This window comes from Phycisphaeraceae bacterium, assembly GCA_019636735.1.
Classification (GTDB): domain Bacteria; phylum Planctomycetota; class Phycisphaerae; order Phycisphaerales; family SM1A02; genus VGXK01.
In genome coordinates, this window is sequence record JAHBWY010000004.1 from 395,433 (window position 1) to 416,294 (window position 20,862).

Consider the following 20,862-nt stretch of genomic DNA (forward strand, 5'->3'; position numbering starts at 1 on the left):
CCCGGATCTGCCGGAACCTGGAGTCAGTCTCATGCATGTTCGATGGAGAGGTCTTGAGCTTCCCGCGAAGGTCATCGCGGATGAGCGCAGCCTGAGCCGCACCTTCGGTCGATTCACCGCCGAGCCGTTCGAGCGGGGCTTCGGCACGACCGTCGGCAACAGCCTGCGGCGCATTCTGCTGTCCAGCCTCGAGGGCGCGGCCATCACCAAGGTCCGCATCCCGGGTGTGAGCCACGAGTTCAGCCAGATTCCCGGCGTGCAGGAGGATGTCACGGACATTCTTCTCAATGTCAAGGATCTCATCGTGAACATGGACAGCGACGAGCCGCGCACCATGCGGCTCATCGCCGAAGGTCCCGGTGAAGTCACCGCCGATCTCATTCAGGCGGATCCCTCGATCACCATTCACAACCCCGAGAAGGTCCTCGCGACGCTGACGACCAAGACCGAGCTCGCCATCGAGTTCACGGTTGCGCGCGGTCGCGGCTATGTGCCCGCCGTCGAGACAATCGCGGCCACCGAGGAGCAGGTCATCGGTGAGATTCCGATCGACGCCATCTTTTCACCGGTGCTTCGCGTGCGCTATCGCGTCGAGGATACGCGCGTCGGCCAGCGGACTAACTACGACAAGCTGATTCTTGACATCTGGACCAACGGCACCATCACTCCTGAGATGGCTCTGGTCGAGGCGGCGAAGATTCTCCGCAAGCACCTCAACCCCTTCGTGCAGTACGAGTCCGCAGGCACGGCGATCGTTCCCGCCGAGATCGCGGCGCAGGGTGCGAGCGAGGCGGACCTGATCCGCAAGCTCAACATGCCCATCACCGATCTCAACCTCTCCGTCCGGGCGAGCAACTGCCTGGAGAGCGAGCAGGTCCGCACCGTCGGCGAACTCGTTCGTCGCACGGAGAACGACCTGCTCGAGGTGCGAGCCTTCGGCAAGACCAGCCTTCGTGAAGTGAAGGCGAAGCTCGAGGAGTTGGGGCTCACGCTCGGCATGCCGATGCCCGAGGGGTACTCGGTTTTCACGGCCTGATTGCAGACACCGCGGCGGCGGCCGAGAGGTTGCCGTCGCGATTCGAAGTTGAAAGGAAGTCACGATGCGACATCGCGTACACGGCAAGCAGCTCTGTCTGAAGGAAGATCATCGTCGTGCCATGCTGCGAAACCTCGCGGCCGGGCTCTTCGAGCATGGTCAGATCGAGACGACGCTGCCCAAGGCCAAGGCCGTTCAGCCCTTCGTCGAGAAGCTCATCACCTTGGCGAAGCGTCGGGGGCTGGCCACGCGCCGCGCCCTCCGCAGCCGGATCAACGACCGCCCCGTGCACGCGTGGGTGGCCGATCCGAATGTGAAGAGCGAGCGCAAGCAGAACGACTTCTGGGATCTGCCGAAGGAGAGCGACATCGAGTTCAACCGCTACGGCGAGTTGCGCAAGGCGCCGCGTCTCATCGAGCACCTCGTCACCAAGGTGGCGCCGCTCTTTGCCGATCGCCCGGGCGGCTACACGCGGATCATCAAGCTCGGCAAGCGTCGTCTGGGTGACGGCACCGATCTGGTGCTGCTCCAGCTCGTCGGTCGCGAGAGCGGCTCGAATGTCTCCGGCCGACGGAGCACGCGTCGAGCCACCGCCGATCGCCGGACCGCGTATGCCGCCAAGCTTCGCAAGGCGGCGGGGTCAGCGAAGGCTGCGGCCGCGAGCACGACGAGCGCCGCTGAGGCGCCGGGCACCGGCGGTGCGGAGCCTGGCACTGGCGAAGGCGCCACGACCTGACCGTCGGCGAAGGTGCATCCGAGCATGCTCATCGAGGAGGCGAGCCGTTTCGAGCGGGAGTCGCTGGAGGAGTTGGCGCGCGCCACCGATCCGGCGGCGCTCGAAGTCTGGAGAGCGCGGGTGCTGGGCGGGCAGGGCGGCATCAAGGCCTTGATGGGCCGCCTCAAGGAGGTCCCGCGCGAGGAGAAGCCGGCCACCGGCCAGCACCTCAATGCGGTGAAGGCGCGGCTCGAAGAGGCCTTCGATGGTCGACGGGCCGCCGTGGGTTCGCAGAGTGACCGCGGACCGCGCATCGACATCACCGAGCCGGGCCTGCCTCCGCCTGATGGTCGCCAGCATGTGCTGACTCGCACGATCGATGAGATCGTGGAAGTCTTCGGCCGCATGGGTTTCGCGCTTGCCGAGGGCCCCGAAGTCGAGGATGAGTGGCACAACTTCACGGCGCTCAACATTCCCGAGGGGCATCCCGCGCGCGACCCCACCGACAACTTCTACATGGGCGAGGATCGCGGCGCAAAGCGTCTCCTGCGAACGCAGACGAGCACGGTGCAGATCCGCGCGCTCGAGCGGCAGAAGCCGCCCATCCGAATCATCGCGACCGGGCGCGTCTATCGGCCGGACACGCATGATGCGACGCACTATTCGATGTTCCACCAGATCGAGGGGCTCTATGTCGATCGTGGTGTGACCATGGTCGATCTGAAGAGCACGCTGGTGCACTTCGCCCACGCGTACTTCGGTCCCGAGGCCGAGGTGCGCATGCGACCGAGCTTCTTCCCGTTCACCGAGCCCAGCGCCGAGGTGGACATGAAGATGCGCGTGAAGGGCGAGTGGAAGTGGGTGGAGTTGGGCGGCTGCGGCATGGTGGACCCCAATGTGCTCCGCGCCGTCGACATCGATCCGGAGGAGTGGACGGGCTTCGCGTTCGGGCTCGGCATCGAGCGAATCGCGATGCGTCGCTACGGCATCGCCGACATCCGCTGGCTCTTTGAGAACGACGCCCGCTTCCTCCGTCAATTCTGAAGTCGAGGTGGTGATGGTCGGCAGGGCGCTCCCGCAGCGCGGCGCTGCAGCGAAACGGTCCACTCATCGGGGCGAGAGTGGCGACGGCGATCCACATTCGGGGCAGACGGTCGTCGCAACTCCCTCGGTCAGGATGTAGCCGCACTGACGGCAGCGATTCGAGGCGAGCTTGCGCATGACCTGTTCGTCGGAGACTCCCAGAAGGCCCATGCGCAGGCCCGCGACCTTGAGCATGGCCGTGGCTTGTGACGACACGCTGAGGAGCACCAGGATGTTGAGGCACGGCGCCAGCGCCAGGATGCCATAGAAGATCACCCAGACGACATTGAATCGCATCGCCACGGTCAGAAAGACCGTTTGGACCGAGGCGATCAGGCCTGCAAGGAGCCAGATGATGGCTCCCGCATCGTCAATGAGGCTGGCGGCTTGACCCATGGGCCCGGCGGGGCCGAATGCATTGAGCATCACGCGCGGCATGAGAATCGACAGGAGCAACAGGGCGATGAGCCCCATCGCCAGCGCCTGCGCGCGACGATGATGCTTGGCGACCTCCCGGAGGTCGACACCTTGCTTCCACGCAGGAGGCGCCGCGGTCGACACCAGGTCGTGGCCGCAGCTCCGGCAGAATCCGGAGGAGGTGACATTGTGTTCAGCGCGGGCGCGGCATGCGGGACAGGCGCGAAACCCCGAATGCGCGGGCGCGGCCGGGCTTGGCACTCCAGTGGCGTCAGGTGGTGTAGTCGGAGTTGAGTCGGACATACGCCTCCGTGAGGCCGCACGAGAGGAACTCCTCCGTGGGGCCGCCTCGACCGAGGTCGAGCAGGATCTCGACAATCGTCTCACGAAAGGCGCGCTCTCGCTCGGCAAGCGGCGTCGGCGCAGGCGCTCCATCGCAGTAGAGCGGGACTCCGCCCACTTCGAGACGGACTTCATCGGGCGAGAAGGGCACTCCGGCACGGCCCGCCGCCGCGAGAATCCGTCCCCAATTCGGATCGCCGCCGGTGACCGCGGTGCGCACCAGCAGACTCTGCGCAATCGTCCTCGCGACCTGAAGCGCCGCCTCGGAGCTGCCGGCCCCGCACACGCGCACTCGGATCGCCCGTTCGAATCCTTCGCCGTCACTCACGATCCTGAGAGCGAGCGCCTGCGAGACCTTGGTGAAGGCCGCGGTGAGCAGCGCGTCGTCGACCGGGCCCGCCTCACCCGAGGCGAGTGCGAAGACCGAATCGTTCGTCGAGGTGTCACCGTCGATCGAGATGCGGTGAAACGAGTGATTGACCGCGGCACGCAAAGCGCGGTCGAGGGCGAGAGGATCGATGGCGGCATCGGTCACGAGCACCGCGATCATGGTGGCCATGTCGGGGTGAATCATGCCCGCGCCCTTGGCGATGCCGACCACGCGGGCAGCGCCCGCCGCAGCCTCGGCCCACTTCGGGCGGGTGTCGGTGGTCATGATGGCGCGCGCCATGGGTTCGACGGAGCCCGACGCGGTCTTGCGCGCCATGGCGCCGATCACCGGCACCATGCGACTCAGGGGCAGCGGTACGCCAATCACGCCGGTCGAGTTGACGAGGACCGCGCTTGGGTCAACCTCGAGAGCCGCGGCGACTGCGTCGACACACTCCTGGGCATCGGCGAGCCCGCGCTGTCCCGTGGCGGCATTGGCATTTCCCGAGTTGAGGAGGAGCGCAGTGGCATGACCTCGAGTCTCGCTCAGATGAGTGCGGGAGATCCGAATCGGCGCCGCGCAGACGAGGTTGCGTGTGAAGACGCCCGCTGCCGTTGCACCGCGCTCGCAGACGAGGAGCGCCATGTCGTCGCGCCCCGGCGCCTTGATGGCGGCCGATCCTGTCGCGGCGGCAAAGCCGCGTGGCCACTGGGGTGCGGCGGCCATCGACTCGGCGGTCGTCGCCTCCGCAGACGCTGGCACCGCGGAAGAGCTCGGCGCTGCGGACGCCGAGCGTGCCTTCGCGCTCGTGTGCTCAGGCATCGTGCGGCTCCGCGAGCGCGGCTTGGGGAATCGTCGCGCCGGTCTCGATCACCATCGCGATCTCATCGCAGGCGGTGTTCTTCGGACACTTGGAGCAATCCTTCAGGATCTTCTCGGGCAGGCTGTTGACGCTCACCTGGCGGAAGCCGCAGCGCTCGAAGAACTTCGGCGCTCGCGTGAGGACGAAGACCTTCGGAATGCCGAGCGAGCGAGCCTTTTCCAGGAAGAACTGCACCAGCCCGCTTCCGAGCCCCTGACCGTGGGTTGTCTCATTGACGCCGAGAGAGCGAATCTCGGCGAGTTGCGGCGTGTAGACCCAGAGGCTTGCGCACCCGGCGACGGCGCCATCAACCGTGGCGACGCCGAAGTCGGTGATCTTCTCCAGAATGTCATCACGCGTGCGAGGCAGGTTCTCGCCGCGCAGCGCCCAGAGATCGACGAGACGGCAGAGGTCATCGATGTCCTCCATGCGCGCGTCACGGAACTCAACCACGGGCGCTCGGGGATCTCCGCGCCGGGTCCGTCGCACGGTCGCGCCCTTGCGACGGGCGCCGAGACGACGCTTCGCCCGCTCGATGCCCTCGGCGACGCGCTCGGGGGCCGTTCCACCAGCGACAGAGCGCTTGTTCAAAGCGGCATCGACGGTCAGGTTCACATAGACATCGCCGGAGATGCGCGGTGCCAGCTCCGCGAGTTCCTCGACTGGGAGCGCCTCGAGCGGTGTCTTCTGCTCGATCGCCTTGCGAACGAGTCGTCCCACCTGATGGTGGGCGTCACGGAAGGGAACTCCCTTGCCGACGAGGTAGTCGGCGAGTTCCGTCGCGTTGGCGTAGCTACCCTCGGCGGCGCGGCGCGTGCGCTCGCGGTCGACTCGAAGGCCTTCGAGAATGCGCGGCACGATGCGCAGTGACATCGAAAGTTGGGCCATCGCGTCGAAGAGTGGCTCCTTGTCCTCCTGGAGATCCTTGTTGTAGGCAAGCGGAAGGCCCTTGAGGACCGTAAGCACGCTCACGAGCGAGCCGAGCATCCGACCGGTCTTTCCTCGAAGGAGTTCACAGGCATCGGGATTCTTCTTCTGCGGCATGAGGCTGCTGCCGCTCGTCACCGAGTCGGGCAACTCGATGAAGCCCGCCTCCGCCGAGGTGTAGAAGATGAGGTCCTCGGCGAGGCGCGAGAGATGCACCGCGCAGAGTGCGGCGGCGGCAAGCGCTTCGACGACGAAGTCGCGATCGCTCACCGCATCGAGACTGTTCGCCGTGGGGCCTGAGAAGCCGAGATCACCGGCCAGGGCTTCTCGATCGATCGGGTAGGCCGTTCCTGCAAGGGCGCCTGAGCCGAGCGGACACTCCGACGCTCGCTCCGCGGCGTCCTCGAAGCGATCGCGGTCGCGCGCGAGCATCTCGGCGTAGGCGAGGCACCAGTGGCTGAAGAGAATCGGCTGGGCCCGCTGGAGATGAGTGAAGCCGGGAATGACGGTGCCGCGCTCCCGCTCGGCCAGGGCGACGAACGAGCTGACGGCTGCCTCGAGCTCCTGCTGGCGCAGTGTGATCTGGCGCAGCGTCCAGAGCCGGAGGTCGGTTGCAACCTGGTCGTTGCGGCTCCGGCCCGTGTGAAGTTTCTTGCCGAGGTCGCCGACGCGAGCGACCAGCTCGCGTTCGACCCAACTGTGCACATCTTCGTCGTCGGCATCCTCGATCGACTCGGGCGACTCGATGGCGAGTCGGGCCACTTCGCGCAGGGCCGCGATCAGGCGGTCGCGCTCCTCCGCATTGAGGACGCCGCAGCGCTCGAGCGCCCTGGCCCAGGCGATGGACCCCTCGACATCCTCCTGCACCAGCGTGCGATCGAACGGGAGCGAGTTGTTGAGCGAGCGAAAGAGATCATCCGCAGCGCCGCTGAAGCGGCCGGCATAGAGCGTGGTCAAGGGTGGACTCCTCTCGAAGTCGTGGCGCGCAGGGAGTGACGGGGCGGCCTTACCGGGCCGGTGCCGAGGTGCGGGCAGGGGAGTTCGCCGATCGCGCGGGTGAGGCGGGAGCGGGTGCCGAAGCGGTGGTGGGCGAGGTCGGCGGCGAGCCGGGCTGGGTCGACGCCGCTCGCTCCGCCTCCGACAGGGCTCGGATGCGTGAGGGCAGGGCGAAGAGCCTGATGAAGCCCTCGGCGTGCGTCTGGTCGTAGACCTCGTCGGCGCCGAAGGTGGCGAACGCTTCGTGGTAGAGCGCGTTCGGGCTGCGGCGACGCACAGTCACGGCGCGACCCTTGAAGAGGCGCACGGCGACATCGCCGGTCAGCGGCCTCGCGATCGTCTCAGCGGCGGCCCAGAGCGCCGCACGCAGCGGCGTGAACCACTCGCCGTTGTAGACGAGTTCCGCGAAGTCGAGTGCAAGCCGCTCGCGATGGTGAAGCGTCTTGCGATCGAGGACCAGTTCCTCGAGCCCGCGCAGCGCCTCCATGAGGATGGTGCCACCGGGGGTCTCATAGCAGCCTCGGCTCTTCATGCCGACGAGTCGATTCTCGATGAGATCCACCCGCCCGACGCCATGGGGTGCACCGAGTTCGTTGAGCCGAGTCAGGAGCGCGACGGGATCGAGCGTGCGACCATCGACCGCGACGGGCATGCCCGACCGGAAGGAGACGATGACCTCGTCAGCGCGATCGGGCGCCTTCTCCGGATTCGCCGTCCGGGTCCAGATGTCCTCCGGCGGCGGATTCCACGGGTTCTCAAGCGCGCCACCCTCGTGGGAGATGTGCCAGAGGTTCGCATCACGCGAGTAGATCTTGGTGGCGCTCGCCGTGGTCGGGATGTTGCGTTCCTGAAGGTAGGCCAGCATCTGCTCGCGGCTCCGCAGCTCCCAGAGGCGCCACGGGGCGATCACCCGGAGTTCCGGCGCGAGCGCCGCATAGGTGCTCTCGAAGCGCACCTGGTCGTTGCCCTTGCCCGTGCAGCCATGGGCCACGGCATCGGCGCCGTGTGCCCGCGCGGCATCGACCTGCGCCCGCGCAATGATCGGGCGCGCAATCGAGGTGCCCAGAAGGTAGCGGCCTTCATAGACCGCGCCGGTCACCACCATCGGGAAGACGAAGGACTCGAGAAACTCACGCCGCAGGTCGACGACTTCGCAGTGGCTCGCGCCGGTGCGCAGAGCCTTCGCCTCGACGCCTTCGAGTTCAGCCGCCCCCTGGCCGACATCGGCGACGACGGCGATGACTTCGCAGCCGGGCCAGCGCTCCTTGAGCCATGGAATGATGCAACTCGTGTCGAGGCCGCCGGAGTAGGCAACGCAGATCTTGCGGGGAGGATGGTTGGATGAGGTGGTCATGGTGGTGGGGTCAGCGGGGCTTCGAGAGCTGGTGAAGGAGCAGGGCGTTCTGGACATGCATGCGGTTCTCCGCCTGATCAAAGACGATCGATCGCTCGCTGTCGATGACGGCGTCGGTGACTTCCTGGCCTCGGTGGGCCGGCAGGCAGTGCATGAAGAGCGCGGATCCTCCGGCTCGGGCCATCAACGCCTCATCGACCCGGTAGGGCTCAAAGAGCGCCGTGCGCTCCGGACTATCCGGCTGGTTCATGCTGGTCCAGATGTCGGTGTAGACCGCGTCGGATCCGGCGACCCGGTCGAGGTCATTCGTCACCTCAATGACGGCACCCGTGCGGCAGGCGCGCGCCTCGGCGGTTCGGAGCACCTCGTCCGACGGCTCGCAGCCGCGAGGTGTGATGACTACCAGTCGGCAGCCGACCGTGGCGGCCATCTCGATGACGGAGTGGCAGACATTGTTGCCGTCACCGACCCACGCGAGGCGACCGTGCTTGAACTTGAACCCGTGCTCGGCGAGGGTCATGAAGTCCGCGAGCGCCTGGCAGGGGTGATGAAGATCGCTCAGCGCATTGATGACTGGAATCCGCGCGTTCTGCGCGAGGACCTCGATGGTGGCGTGGTGCGCTGTCCGAGCCACGATGGCATTGGCCCATCGCTCGAGGTTGTGGCCGTAGTCGGCGATCGACTCGCGCTGCCCGATCGGCCGGGTTTCGTGATCGAGATAGACGGCGATTCCACCGAACTTCGCGAAGCCGATCTCGAAGCTCACGCGCGTACGCAGCGACGGCTTCTCAAAGAGGAGCACGATCGACTTCTGCGCGAAAGCGTGTCGCCAAGGGGCGTAGTCGGCCTTCAGGCGCCGCGCATCTTCAAGCAGCGGAAGGATCTCGTGGACCGCGAGATCGGTGATTCGGAGCAGGTCCTTGCAGCCGAGTTCAACGGATGGACGGGTGGATTCACGCGTGGTGGGCACAAGGGGCTCCGGTGGGGTGTGAGGTTGAAGAGATCAAAGGCGCTTTCATCGCAGGGGTCTCGGTCGAACCGGGCGACGACTTGACCGATCGGTCCCGGGATGCGATCACGCGCGTGCCCGCGTGGCCACCGGTCAGAATCTCGCGCAGGGTCGCCGGGTCGTTCCACGAGGCAATCAGCACGCGCCCGACCGCGGAACCCGCGTGTTCGGCGGCATCGAGGGCGCCGCGCACCTTCACGGTCATGCCGCCGGAAATGACGCCTTCACCAATCCACGACTCCGCCTGAGCGCGGTCGATCGAGGGAACGATCTCGCCATCGAGACCGCGCACTCCCGGGACATCGGTCAGCAGAAGGAGTGTCGACGCACCCACCAGCGCCGCAACGGCCGCCGCTGCGTCATCGGCGTTCACATTCAGAAGGCCACCATCAGGATCGAGACCGATGGAGCTCATCACGGGAAGGAACCCGCCTTGAAGAAGATGCTGGAGCAGAAGTCCATCGCCTCCTGTGATCTCGCCGACGCGACCGGGATCGAAGGCATAGCGCCGCGCCACTTCGACTCGACAGCAGAGGCCATCGGTGAGCCCGAGTCCCACCGCCGGAACTCCGCGCGAGGTGAAGTGACCGACGAGCGCGGTGTTGATGACCCCGGCGAGCACTCCCGCAATCTGATCCATCTGCTCGGGCGGTGTGATGCGAATGCCATCGCGCCTCTCGGTGCCGAGACCCATGCGTTCAAGCTGGCGATCGACGGCGCGCCCGCCACCGTGCACGATGATGATTCCGTTCGCGCTGTCCATCGCTTCGCGGGCCTTCACCCGAGGGCGCGCTTCGGCGGCAGCCGATCGTGATCCGTGACGCGCGGCTTCGACGACGGCGTCGAGCATCGCGCGCGTGGCGAGGGGATCGTCGAGGAGGGCGCCGCCCACCTTGATCACCGTGATGCTGGAGCGTGGAGCCTTGGTCATGAAGTGCGTCCTGAGACCCCGGAGAGTGGCGTGGAGGAAAGGGCGGTTCCCTCGGGAAGATCAAAGCGGATGTTGAAGGCCTGGACCGCCTGGCCTGCGGCGCCCTTCAGCAGGTTGTCGATGGCGCTCACGATCACGGCGTGTCGTCCTGATCGATCGGAGCCAACGGCGATGTCGCAGTAGTTCGTGTGCACCACCGAGGCAATCGAAGGCCATCGCCCCTCGGGAAGGACTCGGACAAATGGAGCTTCGGCATACGCGTGCCGCAGGCAGGCGCGGAGATCGGCGGCGGCGACGCCTGGGGCGAGTGCCGGATGGATGGTGCTCACGATGCCGCGATCGAGCGGAAGGAGGTGGGGAGTGAAGAGCACTTCCACTCCGCACTCCTGCGCCATCTCTGGCGCGTGGCGATGCTGGAGGACTCCGTATGGCTGATAGGAGACCTCACAGAAGAGGCTCTTGAGGCTGGGGGTGCGCCCCGCACCGCTGACACCACTGGCGGAGTCGACGATGAGCACGCCTCCTTCGCGCAGCAGGCCCGCGGCGCGGATCGGCGCCACGGGCAGGATGACGCTGGTCGGATAGCAGCCGGGGCAGGCGATGAGATCGGCGTGCCGGATCTCCTCGCGGCGCAGTTCAGGCAGGCCATAGACCGCACTCTCGAGAAGTTCGCTGGCGCCGTGCTCGAAGCCGTAGTGCTCGGGGTAGAGCGAGGGTGAGCGGAGCCGGAAGGCCGCGGAGAGATCGAGGACCACCACGCCCGCCGCTCGCAGTGCGGGGGCCAACTCCACGCTCGCCTCATGAGGGGTGCAGAGAAAGACCGCGTCGGGGGCGTGCGCCATGATCGCCTCGACCGAGGCGGCCTCTATCGTCAGTTCCGTCTCGCCGAGGAAGCGCGGATGAAGCGCGTCGAATCGCTCAGGGGTGCCACCGCGACGGTCGGAGCCGAAGAGTCCGGCGAGTCGAACCGCGGGGTGCTTCAGCAACAGGCCAACCAGTTCGGCGCCGCTGTACCCGGCAGCGCCGACGATGCAGACGGTGATGTGGTCGTGGGTCACGCGCGTCGCACCTCGAGCGGGCGACGCCGCTCCGAGCGAGGCGTGACCTGTTCAAGTCCCGCCAAAGAGCGGACCTGCTCGCAAAGCTGGCGAGCGGCCGATTGATCTCGGCAGGCCACGAAGATCGTGTCATCGCCGGCGATGGTTCCGAGCTTCTCCGGGAGGCGAGCCTTGTCGATCTCCGCGGCGAGGAGGGAGGCGTGCCCCGATGGCGTGGTAAGGACGACAATCTGTCCCGCACAGGTCACCCATCGAAGGTGGGAGCGCACGGCCGCAGCCAGGTGCTCCGACTCTCCCTCGCGCTCATCCGCCGCCGGCTCCGCGAGCTGATATCCGCGAGGTCCCTTGACCACTCCGATGGCGCTCAGGTCGCGCGAGAGCGTTGCCTGCGTGATGACCACGCCATGTTCGTGAAGACGACGAAGGAGCTCCGCCTGACTGGCGATGCGCTCTTCACCAATGATGCGCTCGATGAGATGGCAGCGATGGGCTCTGGCAACCATGGGCATGATTATGCACACGGCTGCATACCAAAGTCAAGTTCAGTCAGGTCATTGCATAAGAGCGTGGGCGGACTCGCTCGGGATCGACGCGGCTGATGGGGTGGCTTCCATCGCCTCGCTCGGCCGCGAGGCGGCCGCCGGACGGGGGGTGGTGGGCGAGGGATCCCCGCTCTCCGAAGCGGCGGGCAAGCGGTCGGGAGACTCCTCGTGGGACTCCTTTGCACGATCGGCGGGGGGCGCGACAGCCGCGGAACCCGTGGTGGCGGGCTGCTGCGAGGCTTCCTTGCGCTTGAACGCCTCGATCCTTGTGCGGTCGGGACTGATGATCATGCTGAGCCGCTTGCCGTTCAATCGCGGCGCGAGTTCGACGCGTCCGAGGTCACCGAGGCGCTGGGCAATGTCCTCCATGCGGGCGTCGCCTCGGCTCTTGTGCGCGAGTTCGCGTCCGCGGAAGTTCTGCACGATCTGCACCTTGTGCCCTTCGAGAAGGAATCGACGCGCCTGGTTGATGCGGATCTCCACATCATGGGGATCGATCTTCATGGAGCGACCGAGGCGCACCTCCTTGAGTTCGGAGGTCTTCGTGCGGCTCTTGCTCGCCTTCTCCTTCTTGGCGGTCTCGTACTTGTACTTTCCGAAGTCCATGATCCGGCAGACGGGCGGACGGACATCCGGGGCGATCTCGACGAGATCGAGACCGAGCTCGCTCGCGCGGCGACGCGCGTCATCGGTCTCCACGATTCCGACTACCGTGCCATCCTGGTCAATCAGCCGGATGGGGGAGATGCGGATGCGATCATTGATGCGCGGCCCCATCGGGGCGTCATAGCGCGACATCGGGCGGCGTTGCGGGAACGGGGGAATACGAAGATCCTCGTGATGACGGTTACAGAACAATCGCCGCACCGACGAACCGTCGTCGGCGGTGGGCACCGGAACCGGATTGACCGGGGGCGACTCGGACCTGCACGGCACGCATGCTCATGCAGTCGCAGAGAAATTGGGAATCATCAGCGGATGAAGTCCTGATCCACGGGAGTCGCGGGCGGGAAACGCTCCCGCCAACTTCTGGAAGGTATCGGCCCGATCGCGGCGAGGCAACACTCAACCCCCGATTTCCATGCATTCTTTGCGTTCAATGTGCCATCTTCCGCTTGTCCCACCTCGCTTCGCGTTCGCATCCGGCCGAACGGCCCGGGGCTTGCCCGCCGACCTCAATCGCGGCCCAGCGCCCTCATCCCGCCCTTCAAGGAGCAAGCACGCTCGCGAGGGTTCGGGCCCCCCGGGATCGATACTCATCGACCAGCCGATCCACGAACTCGGCGAAGTCGAGCACTCCGGCATTCTCCGGTCGCCCGCGGACTCGCACGCTCACCTTCCGCTCCTCGGCGTCTCGTGGTCCGACGATCGCCATGTAGGGAATGCGCTCCTCGGCTGCCGTCCGGATGCGACCCTGAATGCGATCGCTTCCACTGTCGAGACCGGCGCGAAGTCCCTGCGCCCGAAGCGCCGTCTGAAGTTCGGCGGCGTAGGCCTCGCTCTTCTCGCTGATCGGCAGCACGCGCACCTGCTCGGGGCTGAGCCAGAGCGGGAACGCTCCGCCGAAATGCTCGATGAGACAACCGATGAAGCGCTCCATGCTGCCGAAGGGCGCACGGTGAATCATCACCGGTCGATGCAGAGAGTTGTCGGAGCCGACATAGGAGAGGTCGAAGCGCTCCGGCAGGTTGTAGTCGACCTGCACGGTGCCGAGCTGCCATGCGCGACCGATGACATCCTTCACGATGAAGTCGATCTTCGGGCCGTAGAAGGCTGCCTCGCCAGCCTCCGCCGTGAAGGGAACGCCCAGCCACTCGGCCGCCGCGCGACACGCCGCCTCCGCGCGCGACCAGTTCGCCGGATCGCCGACATACTTGCTCGAGTCGGGATCGCGCAGGCCGACCCGCACGCGGTAGTCGCTCATGCCAAGGGTCGAGAAGATGAGCTTCACCAGCCCGAGGCAGCCCCGGACTTCGTCGGCAACTTGATCTTCGCGGCAGAAGAGGTGGGCATCGTCCTGCGTGAAGCCGCGGACGCGGGTCATGCCGCCAATCTCGCCCGACTGTTCCCAGCGATAGACGGTGCCGAACTCGGCCAGGCGCACCGGGAGATCGCGATAGCTCCGCTTCTCGCTCGCGAAGATGCGAATGTGATGCGGGCAGTTCATCGGCTTCAGGAGATAGCCGTCGATCTCGCCCGCCTTCATGCGATTGGAAAGCTCGCCACATGAACAGCCCTCGGCGGCGAGTGATGCAAGTTCGTCAGGATCAATCAGCGGCGGATACTGGCTCTCCTGGTAGTAGGGGTAGTGCCCGCTGGTGCGATAGAGCCCGAGTCGACCGATGTGTGGCGTGAAGACCTGGTGATAGCCCTGCTTGCGGAGCTCCTCGCTGATGAATGTCTGGAGTTCCTGCCGGATCACCGAGCCGTTCGGCGTCCAGAGAATGAGACCCTGCCCGACGAGTTCATCGATCGCGAAGAGCCGGAGTTGCTTGCCGATCACGCGATGATCGCGCTTCCGTGCCTCCTCGAGCTGGAGCAGGTAGGCGTCGAGATCCTCGCGCCGCGCGAAGGCGGTGCCGTAGACGCGAGTCAGGCGATCGCTCTTCTCATCGCCGTGCCAGTAGCTCGACGCGAGCGACATGACCTTGAAAGCGCCGATCCGTCCGGTTGAGGGGACATGCGGACCGCGGCAGAGATCCTCCCAGTTCGCACCGGGCGCGCCGGTCGCATACCAGGAGAGCGAGGTGCTGCCCGCGGCGATGGCCCTCTCGGCGTTGTCGAGCTTGTACTTGCTGCCTTCGCCACGGAGCTTCTCGAGACCCTTGGCGACATCGAGCTCATAACGCGTGAAGGGACGGTTCTCAGCCACGATCTTCGCCATCTCAGATTCGATCCTTGCGAAGTCGTCGCTGGAGATCGCGCGGCCATCGGGAAAGGCGATGTCGTAATAGAAGCCATTCTCGACGGGCGGGCCGTAGACCAGCCGGACCCCGGGATAGAGGCGCTCGATCGCTTCGGCCATGACATGGGCCGCGCTGTGGCGAATGAGCCAGAGGGCGTCGGGGTCAGTCGTCCCGTCTCGGGCTCGGTCGGTCAGGAGCGTGACGGCGCTGTCGGCGCTGATCGGCGTCGAGAGGTCACTGAGGGCGCCATTGATCTTGGCGCCGATGGCCGCCTTGACAAGGCCGGGGCCGATGTCCGCGGCGAGTTTGGCGGGAGTGACGGGGGAGTCGTAGGTGCGCTCACTGCCATCCGGCAGCTTGATCACGGGCATGGGGCGTACTGTATCGCCGTGGCGACGAGGCGCCGAAGAGCGATTTTTCGGCCGTTCGCGGCCGGATTGGACGATGAACTCCCGAGCGGCGATGATGTCGCCCGAGGAGATCTGCATGAGCCACGCCCACCGAAGCACGGTCCGTTTCAACATTCTGCGCTCGGCGCTCGCGGTCGCGGTCATGGTCACCGTGACGCTCTTTGCCCAGGGATGTGTCTGCAAGCCTTGCCGAGGGGGCTTCTGTCCGTCGCCATCCGGAGAGGGCGCCGCGGCCACCACGCTCCGATTGGTTCAGCCACTGACGATCTCGACCTCGAGCGTCAGCGCCACCAAGGCGACGGCCAGCGCGCCCAGCGGGACTTGAGAGAGCCTCTCCTGCGGGGGAGGTTGGGCTCGTGAGCGCCGCGGATGAACAGCATGGTTCAGGCGGAACTCAGGGTTTGCCGGCCGACGAGGGGCCACACGGCCAAGTGAAGCACTCATCGGCGTCCTGCCGCCTTGATCTTCCGATCGAGGGCATGTCGTGCGCGTCCTGCGCTTCGCGCATCGAGCGACAGCTCTTGGCCCAGCCCGGGGTTGGCTCGGCGAGCGTCAACTTCGCCACGCGCATTGCGACGATCCACTTCACCCCCGGTTCCGCGACGCAGCACTCCTTGACGAGGGCGGTGGAGTCGATCGGGTTCGGGGTCGGCGCTTCCGTTGACGATGCGAGTGCCGACCATGGTCAGGGCAGCCACCACCACCACCACGGTGGCCTGATCGGCGGCTCGGGCGGCGGCGACAACGCGGCGCTTCGAGAAGCCCGGAGCCTTCTGTGGAGAACGATCATCGGAGCGCTCTTCGCGCTGCCGCTGGTGGTGATCGCGATGAGTCACGGAGCGATTCCGCTCCTCAATCGGCCCGGCACGGAGTGGGTGCAGTGTCTCCTCGCGACGCCGGTGCTGTTCTGGTGCGGTGCGCCGATCTTTCGCTCGGCGTGGCGCGCGGCTCTGCATGGGAGCGCCACAATGGACACGCTCGTGGCGCTTGGAACAGGCGCGGCGTACCTCGCGTCACTTGCAGCCACCATTCACCCCGAGTTCTTCATGACCGTGCTCAGTTCGGATCAGGGCGGGCGCGCGCATGGGGCCCCTGTCTACTACGAAGCGGCCGCGGTGATCATCGTGCTGATTCTCCTGGGACGGACTCTTGAGGCTCGTGCATCGCACCGCACCGGCGAGGCGATTCGCCGACTGGTGCAACTTGCCCCGAGAACAGCGCGCGTGATCCGGCAGGGCGCCGAGGTCGAAGTTCCACTCGACGAAGTGCGCGCGGGCGACCTGGTTCTGGTCCGACCCGGCGAGAAGATCCCCGTCGATGGCCGTGTTGAAGAGGGCGCTTCGGCTGTGGATGAGTCGATGCTCACCGGCGAGAGCGTGCCCGTTGAGAAGATCATCGGGGCCACGGTCTTCGGCGCCACGCTGAATACCACTGGAGCGTTGCGGGTTCGCGCGACGCGAGTCGGCGCCGAGACGACCCTTCAGCAGATCGTGCGGCTCGTGCGCGAGGCGCAGGGTTCGAAGGCTCCGATCGCCCGACTCGCCGATCGGATCAGTGGCGTCTTTGTCCCGATCGTGATGGTGGTCGCGCTGGGGGCCGGCATCACATGGTGGTTCGCGGCACCCGATGCGGTGCGATTGAACATGGCGCTCGTGACTGCCGTCTCGGTGCTCGTCATCGCATGCCCCTGCGCGCTGGGGCTCGCCACTCCGACTGCGATCATGGTCGGCACAGGTCGCGGCGCCGAGCGAGGCATCCTGATCCGGAGCGGCGCAGCGCTCGAGAGAGCGCACCAGGTGAATGCTGTTGTCTTTGACAAGACCGGCACCTTGACCGAGGGGCGTCCTGCCCTCGCCGAGATCCACCCGATGCCTGGCTGGAGCGAGGCGTCGCTTCTTGCCATCGCGGCGTCGGCGGAGCGGCGGAGTGAACATCCGCTTGCGCAGGCGATCGTGCGCGCTTCCGAGGCGATGGGCCTCATTCTCGTGGAGCCAGAGGCGTTCAAGGCCCTCGTCGGTCATGGCGTGCAGGCGCGTGTTGATGGGCGCGAAGTTCTGATCGGGCGCGAGTCGCTCCTGCGCGAGCACGGCGTGGCGACAGCGCTCGCCGAACAGGCCGGGCGGCTCGCCGAACAGGGGGCCACACCGATGTTCGTCGCGGTGGATGGCGCCATGGCGGGAGTGATCGCGGTGGCAGATCCCGTCAAGAGCGCATCGCCCGATGCCGTCGCCACGCTGCGCTCAATGGGGGTGCGCGTCGTGATGCTCACCGGCGATGACCGTCGTACGGCCGCGTCGGTGGCGAGGCGCGTGGGCGTTGATGAAGTGGTGGCCGAGGTGCTCCCCGAGGCGAAGGTCGCCGCCGTGCGCTCACTTCAAGAGGAGCGGCACATTGTGGCCATGGTGGGCGATGGCATCAATGACGCCCCGGCGCTTGCGCAGGCCGATGTCGGCATGGCCATCGGGACTGGCACGGACATCGCCATCGAGAGCGCGCCAATCACGCTGATGCGAGGTGATCCGCGCCTTGCGGCCGAGGCGATCACCTTGTCGCGCCTCACCATGCGAACGATTCGCCAGAATCTCTTCTGGGCGTTTGCCTACAACACGCTCGGCATTCCCATTGCGGCCGGAGTGCTCTATCCCTTCACCGGTTGGCTGCTCTCGCCCATTCTCGCGAGTGCCGCCATGGCTCTCTCCAGCGTCAGCGTGGTGCTCAACAGCCTGCGCCTCCGGCGAGCCTGAGGATGGGCGATTGATTCGAGGAAGCGGCCTGTGTGACCGGGCTCCTCCAATCACGATGCTCCGAGGCTTCTACTCCCGCGATCCGCCGGGTCGCGGGCCATCGCCAAAGAGTGGGACTTGGTTCGGAAGCGGCTTCGGCCGGGACTGGAGTTCCTCGACCTCCTTCTGAAGTTCATCGAGGGAGCTGAACTTGAAGTACTCGCTGGCGAAGCGCACATAGGCAATCTCGTCGAGCTCACGCAGGTGCGCGGCGACTCGCCGGCCGATCTCAACGCTGGGCACTTCGCGATCGAAGTCCCTGACGATCTCCTGCTCGACGCGCTGCACGATCTGCTCCTTGTCACTCTCCGAGATGGGGCGCTTTCCGCACGCGGCGCGAATGCCGCCGAGGATCTTCGACCCGTCGAAGGGAGTGCGCGAGCCATCCTTCTTCACCACCACCAGGCGCGCCTGGAGTTCCATCCGCTCATAGGTGGTAAAGCGACGGCTGCACCGCATGCACTCCCGACGACGCCGAATGGAGGCGCCATCTTCGGCCGAGCGGCTGTCGATGACCTTCGACTCCTCGTGTTGGCAGGCGGGGCAGCGCACTGAGAGCGTTCACTCCGGCGTCGCGCCAGGCGCGGCAGGTGTGGGTTTGGCGTCGGGAGAGGGTGGTGGGTCGTTTGCCTGTTCGGCGCCGCGGCGTCCGAGGGGAACGACCCGCGGCGCGCTCGGCCCCTGCGGCGCGGGCCGCGTGGCGCGGTCACTGAAGGGCAGGCGACCTGGTCGATAGGTTGGCTCACCATCGATCTGCTCGATCGAGAAGACGAGCACGGCGTAGCCATCGAGTTCAAAGTGTTCCAAGTCGAAGCGCACGCGGCGCTCTTCCGCGATGTCGAACTCCGCCGTGTCGACGGTCGGACCATGCCAGTCCCATCGCTCGATCACTGTGTTTCCGTCGATGCGGAGGCGGACGCCGTCGTCGCTCAAGGTGCGGACTCGATAGCGCCCTGCCGGAAGCTCCGCCTCGGTGGTGGCGATCATGCCGAAGAAGTCCGCGGGGAGCCTCGCACCTTTCAGATCTTCGGGGCCATCAAGATCCGACGGGCCGCGGTGACCGTAGCGCAGTTCGAGTGACTTGAGAGGCACGCGCACTCCGTGGGTGGCCTCTTGGCGCCACCCCTCGAGGTCCTCGCGCGGATCGACCGTCCAGGCGAAGAAGGTTGCTTCCCACTCCGCGTTGAAGAGCGCTCCACGCACCGCGATGGGTTGAGGCTGTTCGCCGACATGGACTCGCAACTCGTAGGAAGTGAAGCGATTCGGGAAGGGGGAGTAGACGACGATCGGCTGGCCGCCGCTCCCTCCGCCGAGTCTCGCGCCGCCCGGGCCCCGAATTGTGGCTGATCGGAAGGGCTCCTGTCCGAGCAGCCTCCAGAGATCCGTCCCCCCCTCGCTTCGATCGAAGATGAGCAGCGGCTCCGTCCAGTCATATGGGCCCCGCTCGGTCATGACGATGTGCTCGCGTCCCGCCAGAAACGCGCGGCTTCCGATCGCCTCGCTGCGGCCAGGCATGCGGTCGAGTCGATCGCGGAGGGCGAGAAGCATGGCGCTGCTGCCCTTGGCTTCCTCGCGGAGTGTCTTGACCGCCTCGATTTGAGCGGCCTCCACGCGATCGATGGGAGGGAGCGCGTCGACCTCGACCGCAACGCGCTCCGTTCGATTGCCCGCGACGAAGATCGAAGTGCACTCCCGGCTCTGGAGCCCGATTCCGCAGTCAACGAAGGTGTTGTCAACAACCACGCTCTCGCGGCACTCGGCGCCGTTGGCGCGGGCCCATGCTTTCCGAAGGAGTTCGCGATCGTCATCCCACCAGAGCTTGATGGCGACGCCCTGGCTTCGGAACTGGTTCTGGGCGATCAGCAGCCGGGAGCCATGCTCGATCGAGATGGCCGCTTCCTCTCCGGAGTTCGTCGTTGAGCCGTTGGACTCGAAGACATTCGCCATGATGCGAGTGCCCTGCGAGTAGCCCCCCCAGATGCCGGTGATTCCGCAGCGGCGCAGCGTGTTGAGCACAATGATCGTATCGAAGGAGAAGGTCACCTCGATCCCATGCGCCACGGCATCGGAGAAGTCGTTCCCGATGATGAGGTTTCGATTGCACCCGCGGCCGAGCGAGAAGGTCATCGCCGGGTCGGTGGCCTCGGCCTCCTCGGGCAACTCGGGGCCGAGCGCTTCGAGCCCCGCGAAGATGAAGATTCCATCGCCGGAGTGGGTCGCGGAGTTGAGGGCGATGACATTGTCCGAGCACTGCTCGAAGAGGAGGATGCCTGCGGAGTCCTGGCCTCGGTTGTAGACACCATGGCTGTAGCCGCGCACGCAGAAGTCGAAGCGATTGCGGGCGATCGTGTTGCGACTAGATCGCCAGAGCGCCAGCCCCCACCCGGAGAGGAAGGAGCACTCGCAGTCGGCGACGATCGAGTCGTTCACGCGGTCGAGAACGATGCCATTCTGAGCGCCCATGCCGACGGCGCGGACGCGCTCGATCCGGCAGCGATCGGAGCGCTCGACGCAGATCGCGGCGCCGTAGCGGGTGCGCCACTCATGGGAATCGTTGCGATGGGGCCAGAGCCAGTCTCCGGCGTCTTCGGCGGCGCTGCTGCTGGAGAGCCGTTCGCCCCAGTTGCCCGAGACATCGAGATCGTGAAGGTGCAGCTCATCACAGCCGCTGGCGAGAATGCCCACCTTGAACCCCCGGATCGAGCCGTTGCGGAGAGTGATCCCGCGACCTCGCAGGACAACTCCCGTCCCCGTTCGCTCCCAGGGTTCGACCGAATCCGCGGTGCCGCGCAAGACTCCGCCATCGAGGTCGATGACGAGACCGTCGCCCTCGATGACCACGGCGCCGGCGCCATCGAGATCGGGAAGCGGCGTGGATGGAAGTCGAAGGCGCGCCGAGTGCGTGACGCGCTGGCCGGCGCGCTCGATCGAAAGGATCGGCAGTTCTTCGACGGCGGCGCCCGCCGGAGGAGTCTGGGCCGCGGAGAGCGGGGTGAGTCCGAGCAGTGACGCGGCGATCAGCGCCACGAGGAATGAAGATCGGTGAAAGCCGATGCAGTGGGAGATGATCCCGCCGTACGCGCTGATCGCCCTGCTCCCAGCGGCAGTGACCCCGACCATC

Annotated in this window: 17 protein-coding genes; 5 read left to right on the forward strand and 12 right to left on the reverse strand. The window is 66.3% G+C overall.

Annotated features, from left to right (window positions below):
- Positions 1-31 precede the first annotated feature (31 nt).
- The 3 genes from KF724_07820 to pheS all read left to right on the forward strand — a co-directional run bounded on the left by KF724_07820 (position 32) and on the right by pheS (position 2,795).
- On the forward strand, positions 32-1,036 hold the full coding sequence (locus KF724_07820) for a DNA-directed RNA polymerase subunit alpha (protein MBX3355590.1): 1,005 nt from the start codon (positions 32-34) through the stop codon (positions 1,034-1,036).
- Between the two features lie 64 nt (positions 1,037-1,100).
- Positions 1,101-1,772 (forward strand): 50S ribosomal protein L17, encoded by a 672-nt coding sequence (rplQ, locus tag KF724_07825; GenBank protein ID MBX3355591.1) that lies wholly within the window; start codon positions 1,101-1,103, stop codon positions 1,770-1,772.
- Positions 1,773-1,796: 24 nt separating this feature from the next.
- Complete coding sequence (gene pheS / locus KF724_07830) at positions 1,797-2,795, forward strand: phenylalanine--tRNA ligase subunit alpha (protein MBX3355592.1); 999 nt, start codon at positions 1,797-1,799, stop codon at positions 2,793-2,795.
- Between the two features lie 63 nt (positions 2,796-2,858).
- Here the strand turns inward: pheS and KF724_07835 are convergent, their stop codons facing one another.
- From KF724_07835 to thrS, 10 genes are all read right to left on the reverse strand, one after another.
- The gene (locus tag KF724_07835) at positions 2,859-3,395 is read right to left on the reverse strand and encodes a hypothetical protein (GenBank protein MBX3355593.1); all 537 of its coding nucleotides are present in this window, start codon (positions 3,393-3,395) and stop codon (positions 2,859-2,861) included.
- Between the two features lie 127 nt (positions 3,396-3,522).
- A complete protein-coding gene (gene argJ, locus KF724_07840; GenBank protein MBX3355594.1) occupies positions 3,523-4,785 on the reverse strand; it encodes a bifunctional glutamate N-acetyltransferase/amino-acid acetyltransferase ArgJ in 1,263 nt (420 codons plus the stop codon).
- Positions 4,778-6,709, reverse strand: a complete 1,932-nt coding sequence (argH, locus tag KF724_07845; protein ID MBX3355595.1) for an argininosuccinate lyase — start codon at positions 6,707-6,709, stop codon at positions 4,778-4,780. Before argH ends, argJ begins: the two co-directional genes overlap by 8 nt.
- 49 nt (positions 6,710-6,758) lie before the next feature.
- Positions 6,759-8,102: an argininosuccinate synthase gene (locus tag KF724_07850; protein ID MBX3355596.1), complete on the reverse strand. Its 1,344-nt coding sequence runs from the start codon at positions 8,100-8,102 to the stop codon at positions 6,759-6,761.
- 10 nt (positions 8,103-8,112) lie between these two features.
- Positions 8,113-9,072 (reverse strand): ornithine carbamoyltransferase, encoded by a 960-nt coding sequence (argF, locus tag KF724_07855; protein ID MBX3355597.1) that lies wholly within the window; start codon positions 9,070-9,072, stop codon positions 8,113-8,115.
- Positions 9,056-10,042: an acetylglutamate kinase gene (gene argB / locus KF724_07860; GenBank protein MBX3355598.1), complete on the reverse strand. Its 987-nt coding sequence runs from the start codon at positions 10,040-10,042 to the stop codon at positions 9,056-9,058. Before argB ends, argF begins: the two co-directional genes overlap by 17 nt.
- Positions 10,039-11,100: an N-acetyl-gamma-glutamyl-phosphate reductase gene (argC, locus tag KF724_07865; protein MBX3355599.1), complete on the reverse strand. Its 1,062-nt coding sequence runs from the start codon at positions 11,098-11,100 to the stop codon at positions 10,039-10,041. The genes argB and argC overlap by 4 nt, the downstream gene beginning before the upstream one ends.
- On the reverse strand, positions 11,097-11,603 hold the full coding sequence (locus tag KF724_07870; protein MBX3355600.1) for a hypothetical protein: 507 nt from the start codon (positions 11,601-11,603) through the stop codon (positions 11,097-11,099). Before KF724_07870 ends, argC begins: the two co-directional genes overlap by 4 nt.
- A 48-nt stretch (positions 11,604-11,651) precedes the next feature.
- Positions 11,652-12,440: a translation initiation factor IF-3 gene (infC, locus tag KF724_07875; protein MBX3355601.1), complete on the reverse strand. Its 789-nt coding sequence runs from the start codon at positions 12,438-12,440 to the stop codon at positions 11,652-11,654.
- Between the two features lie 409 nt (positions 12,441-12,849).
- Positions 12,850-14,919, reverse strand: coding sequence for a threonine--tRNA ligase (gene thrS / locus KF724_07880; protein ID MBX3355602.1), 2,070 nt, complete (start codon positions 14,917-14,919; stop codon positions 12,850-12,852).
- 73 nt (positions 14,920-14,992) lie between these two features.
- Here thrS and KF724_07885 point away from each other — a divergent pair, with 73 nt between their 5' ends.
- Together KF724_07885 and KF724_07890 are read left to right on the forward strand one after the other, a co-directional pair.
- Positions 14,993-15,283 (forward strand): hypothetical protein, encoded by a 291-nt coding sequence (locus tag KF724_07885; GenBank protein MBX3355603.1) that lies wholly within the window; start codon positions 14,993-14,995, stop codon positions 15,281-15,283.
- 154 nt (positions 15,284-15,437) lie between these two features.
- Positions 15,438-17,702 carry a copper-translocating P-type ATPase gene (locus tag KF724_07890; protein MBX3355604.1) on the forward strand — a complete coding sequence of 755 codons (2,265 nt, stop codon included), beginning with the start codon at positions 15,438-15,440 and terminating at the stop codon, positions 17,700-17,702.
- 69 nt (positions 17,703-17,771) lie between these two features.
- On the opposite strand, the gene nrdR is transcribed toward KF724_07890, so the two are convergent.
- Together nrdR and KF724_07900 are read right to left on the reverse strand one after the other, a co-directional pair.
- Entirely contained in the window at positions 17,772-18,293 is a 522-nt protein-coding gene (gene nrdR / locus KF724_07895; protein ID MBX3355605.1) for a transcriptional regulator NrdR, read from the reverse strand.
- Between the two features lie 9 nt (positions 18,294-18,302).
- On the reverse strand, positions 18,303-20,861 hold the full coding sequence (locus KF724_07900) for a right-handed parallel beta-helix repeat-containing protein (protein ID MBX3355606.1): 2,559 nt from the start codon (positions 20,859-20,861) through the stop codon (positions 18,303-18,305).
- Position 20,862 lies beyond the last annotated feature (1 nt).